This window comes from Inquilinus limosus MP06 (genome assembly GCF_000767795.1).
Taxonomy (GTDB): domain Bacteria; phylum Pseudomonadota; class Alphaproteobacteria; order DSM-16000; family Inquilinaceae; genus Inquilinus; species Inquilinus limosus_E.
Genome location: NZ_JANX01000573.1, coordinates 1 through 3,954, shown reverse-complemented (window position 1 = coordinate 3,954; position 3,954 = coordinate 1). Strand labels below are relative to the sequence as shown.

Here is a 3,954-nt window from a genome sequence, read left to right as displayed (position 1 = left end):
GGATCTTCTTCGACGGCATGGTCACCAATGTCCTGAATCCGAAGGTGGCGCTGTTCTTCATCGCCTTCCTGCCGCAATTCGTCGACCCGGCGCACAGCGCGGTTCTGCAGATCCTGGTGCTGGGCACGCTCGGCAACATCTCCGGCACCACCATCAACGCCCTGGTCGGGATGTCCTCGGGTGGTGTGGGCCGGGTTCTGTCCCGCCGGCCGGCCGTGGCGCGGCTGCTGAACGGCTTCACCGGGGTCGTCTTCCTCGGCCTGGCGGCGCGGCTGGTGCTGGCCGATGGCCGGCCGAAATAGGCTTTCGTTTTCCCGCGTGCGCCGCGGCCCAGCCCTGTTAGATTGTTGCTCAAATCAAGCGGCTGTTCCGGGACGGGAATGTTCGACACGCTTCTGATCGCCAATCGGGGAGAGATCGCCTGCCGGGTGATCCGCACCGCGCGGCGCCTCGGCCTGCGCACCGTCGCGGTCCATTCCGACGCCGATACCGGGGCGCGCCATGTCGCCGAGGCCGATGCCGCGGTCCGGATCGGGCCGGCCTCTGCGCGAGAGAGCTATTTGCGGGTCGACGCCATCCTGGCCGCGGCGAAGGCGACCGGCGCCCAGGCGGTCCATCCCGGCTATGGCTTCCTGTCGGAGAATGCGGAGTTCGCCGAAGCCTGCGCCCGGGCCGGCATCACCTTCGTCGGCCCGCCGCCGTCGGCGATCCGCGCCATGGGCGGCAAGAGCGAGGCCAAGGCGCTGATGGCGGCGGCCGGCGTGCCGCTGGTGCCCGGCTATCACGAGGCCGACCAGGACCCCGCCCGGCTGGCGGCGGAGGCGGCCAAGATCGGCTTCCCGGTGCTGATCAAGGCCTCGGCCGGCGGCGGCGGCAAGGGCATGCGCGTGGTCGAGCGGGCGGAGGATTTCGCCGCCCAGCTGGCCGGCGCCCAGCGCGAGGCTGCCTCCTCCTTCGGCAATGACCGGGTGCTGATCGAGCGCTATCTGGCCCGGCCGCGCCATGTCGAGATCCAGGTCTTCGCCGACGGCCACGGCCATTGCGTCTACTTGTTCGAGCGCGACTGCTCGATCCAGCGCCGCCACCAGAAGGTGGTGGAGGAGGCGCCGGCCCCCGGCCTCGACCCCGCGATCCGCAAGGCGATGGGCGAGGCGGCGGTCGCGGCCGCGAAGGCCATCGGCTATGTCGGCGCCGGCACAGTCGAGTTCCTCCTCGACACCGACAGCCGCTTCTACTTCATGGAGATGAACACCCGGCTGCAGGTCGAGCATCCGGTGACCGAGGCGATCACCGGGCTCGACCTGGTCGAATGGCAGCTGCTGGTCGCGGCCGGCGGCACGCTGCCGCTGGGCCAGGACGACCTCGCCATCAACGGCGCCGCGATCGAGGTCCGGCTCTATGCCGAGGACCCGCAGGCCGGCTTCCTGCCGCAGACCGGGCGGCTGGCGCATCTGGCCCTGCCCGAGGCTGCGCCGCATGTCCGGGTCGATTCGGGCGTGCGCCAGGGCGATTCGATCTCGATCCATTACGACCCGATGATCGCCAAGCTGATCGTCTGGGATATCGACCGGCCGGCGGCGGTGCGGCGGCTGGCGCGGGCGCTGGACCAGGCGCGCATCGCCGGCCTGGCCACCAATCTCGACTTCCTGCGGGCGATCGCGCGCCACCCGGCCTTCGCCGCCGCCGAGCTCGACACCGGCTTCATCGCCCGCCATGCGACGGAGCTGCTGCCGCCGCCCGCGCCGGCCTCCTCCGAGGACATCGCGCTCGCGGCGCTCGGCCTCGTGCTCGGCCGTGCGCGGGACCGGGCCAGCCCCTGGGGCCTGGCCGATGGCTGGCGGCTGAACGACGAGGCGGAGGAGACGCTGCGCCTGGCCGATCGCGACGCCGAGATCGCGGTGGCGGTGCGCTACCGCCGGCATGGTGGCCTCTCGATCGGCACGCCGGACGGGCCGGTCGAGGCCGGCGGCACGCTGGCGGGGCGGGAACTGACCGCCCGGCTCGGCGACCGCACGGTGCGGGCGACGATCGTGGCGGCCGACGAGCGTGTCGCGGTGCTGCGCGACGGCGCCGACCGGGTGTTCGGCATCGTCGACCCGCTGGCCCATGCCGGCGAGGAGGCGGCAGCCGGTAGCCGGCTGACCGCGCCGATGCCCGGCCGGGTGATCGCGGTGCTGGTCGAGGCCGGCGCCAAGGTGACCAAGGGGCAGCCCCTGATCGTGCTGGAGGCGATGAAGATGGAGCACACCGTCGCGGCTCCGGCGGACGGCACCGTCACCAGCCTGCCCTTCGCCGCCGGCGACCAGGTCGACGAAGGCGTGGCCCTGATCGGCTTCGAGGCCGGCTGAGATGCTCCCGGCCCAGGTCCGCATCGTCGAGGTCGGCCCGCGCGACGGGCTGCAGAACGAGAAGGCGGTGGTGCCGCTCGAGGCCAAGGTCGGGCTGATCGACCTTCTGTCGGCCACCGGGCTGACGGTGATCGAGGCCGGCGCCTTCGTCAGCCCGAAATGGGTGCCGCAGATGGCCGATTCGGCCGAGGTGATGGCCCGCATCGCGCGCGCGCCCGGCATCTCCTATCCGGTGCTGGTGCCGAACGAGACCGGCCTCGACGCCGCGCTGGCCGTCGGGGCGACCGAGATCGCGGTGTTCGGCGCCGCCTCGGAGAGCTTCAGCCGCCGCAACATCAACTGCTCGATCGCCGAGAGCCTGGCTCGATTCGCCCCGGTCGTGGCTCGTGCCCGGACGGCCGGGCTGAAGGTGCGCGGCTACGTCTCCTGCGTGCTCGGCTGTCCCTATGAGGGAGAGGTGCCAGCCGCGAAGGTGGCCGAGGTGTCGGCCGCCCTGTTCAATCTCGGCTGCTACGAGATCAGCCTGGGCGACACCATCGGCGTCGGCACGCCGGGCAGGGCCGTGGCGATGATCGAGGCGGTGGCGGCGCGGATCCCGCGCGGTTCGCTGGCGGTCCATTTCCACGATACCTACGGCATGGCCGTCGCCAACATCCACGCGGCGCTGGAGCGCGGCGTCGCCGTGGTCGATTCGGCTGTGGCCGGGCTCGGCGGCTGCCCCTATGCCAAGGGCGCCACCGGCAACGTCGCGACCGAGGATGTGGTCTACCTGCTCGACGGCCTCGGCATCGCCAGCGGCGTGGCCATGGACCGGCTGCTCGACGCCACCCGCTTCATCTCCGGCGTGCTCGACCGGCCGCCGGTCTCCCGCGTCGCCCGAGCGCTGCTGGCCAGGGACGATTCGAACCCTTGATCCTCCGGCCGTTTGGGTCTTCTGATCCAGGGCGTTGACCGGGCGCGCCCGGTGTCCGGAACCCGGCCGCGGCGGTGCGGTCCTGGAGGAACAGTGCCTGTCCATCTGTTGAAGGTCGCCGTCGGCATCTCCGAGCCGGCCCAGCTCGCCACGGTCCAGCAGGGCCGGCGCCATGTCGTCGACGGGCGCGAGGTCGTCTACGGCTACACCAAGCGCATGCCGACACGGCGGGACGACCTGATCGACGGCGGCTCGATCTTCTGGGTGATCCGCCACGTCATCCTGGTGCGGCAGCCGATCCTCGACATGTTCATGGTGACCGACGAGGACGGCGACACCTATTGCCGGCTGCTCTACCACCCGGAGCTGACGGCGGTGGAAGCTCGGCCGCTGCGTGCCTTCCAGGGTTGGCGCTATCTCGACCCGGAGACGGCGCCACGCGACCTGGGGGCGTCGTCGGAGAGTGACCTGCCGGCCCATCTGCAGCAGGAGCTCCGGGCTCTCGGGCTGCTCTGAGAGAGGCGTTCCGGGGGCTCCGAAAAGAAATTCACGGAAGTGCAAAAAAGCTCTTGCGTGCCCCGGATCACCCCCCTATAAACCGCTCCACCGACGGCGACGCCGCGGCGACGAACTCGAAAGAGAGCGACGCAGCGGCAGGCAGCCAAAAGGGGTTGCAAAAGCCTGGTCGGTAAC

At 71.2% G+C, this 3,954-nt stretch carries 4 protein-coding genes; all 4 read left to right on the top strand.

All coding sequences use genetic code 11. The features are described 5' to 3' along the window. The coding region (locus P409_RS28670; RefSeq protein WP_034846461.1) for a LysE family translocator at positions 1-302 on the top strand (302 nt) is incomplete at its 5' end. Between the two features lie 78 nt (positions 303-380). Further along, positions 381-2,348: an acetyl/propionyl/methylcrotonyl-CoA carboxylase subunit alpha gene (locus P409_RS28665; protein WP_034846459.1), complete on the top strand. Its 1,968-nt coding sequence runs from the start codon at positions 381-383 to the stop codon at positions 2,346-2,348. 1 nt (position 2,349) lies between these two features. Continuing rightward, positions 2,350-3,261 carry a hydroxymethylglutaryl-CoA lyase gene (locus P409_RS28660; RefSeq protein ID WP_034846457.1) on the top strand — a complete coding sequence of 304 codons (912 nt, stop codon included), beginning with the start codon at positions 2,350-2,352 and terminating at the stop codon, positions 3,259-3,261. Positions 3,262-3,354: 93 nt separating this feature from the next. Next, positions 3,355-3,777: a DUF1489 family protein gene (locus P409_RS28655; protein ID WP_034846455.1), complete on the top strand. Its 423-nt coding sequence runs from the start codon at positions 3,355-3,357 to the stop codon at positions 3,775-3,777. Positions 3,778-3,954: the final 177 nt, after the last annotated feature.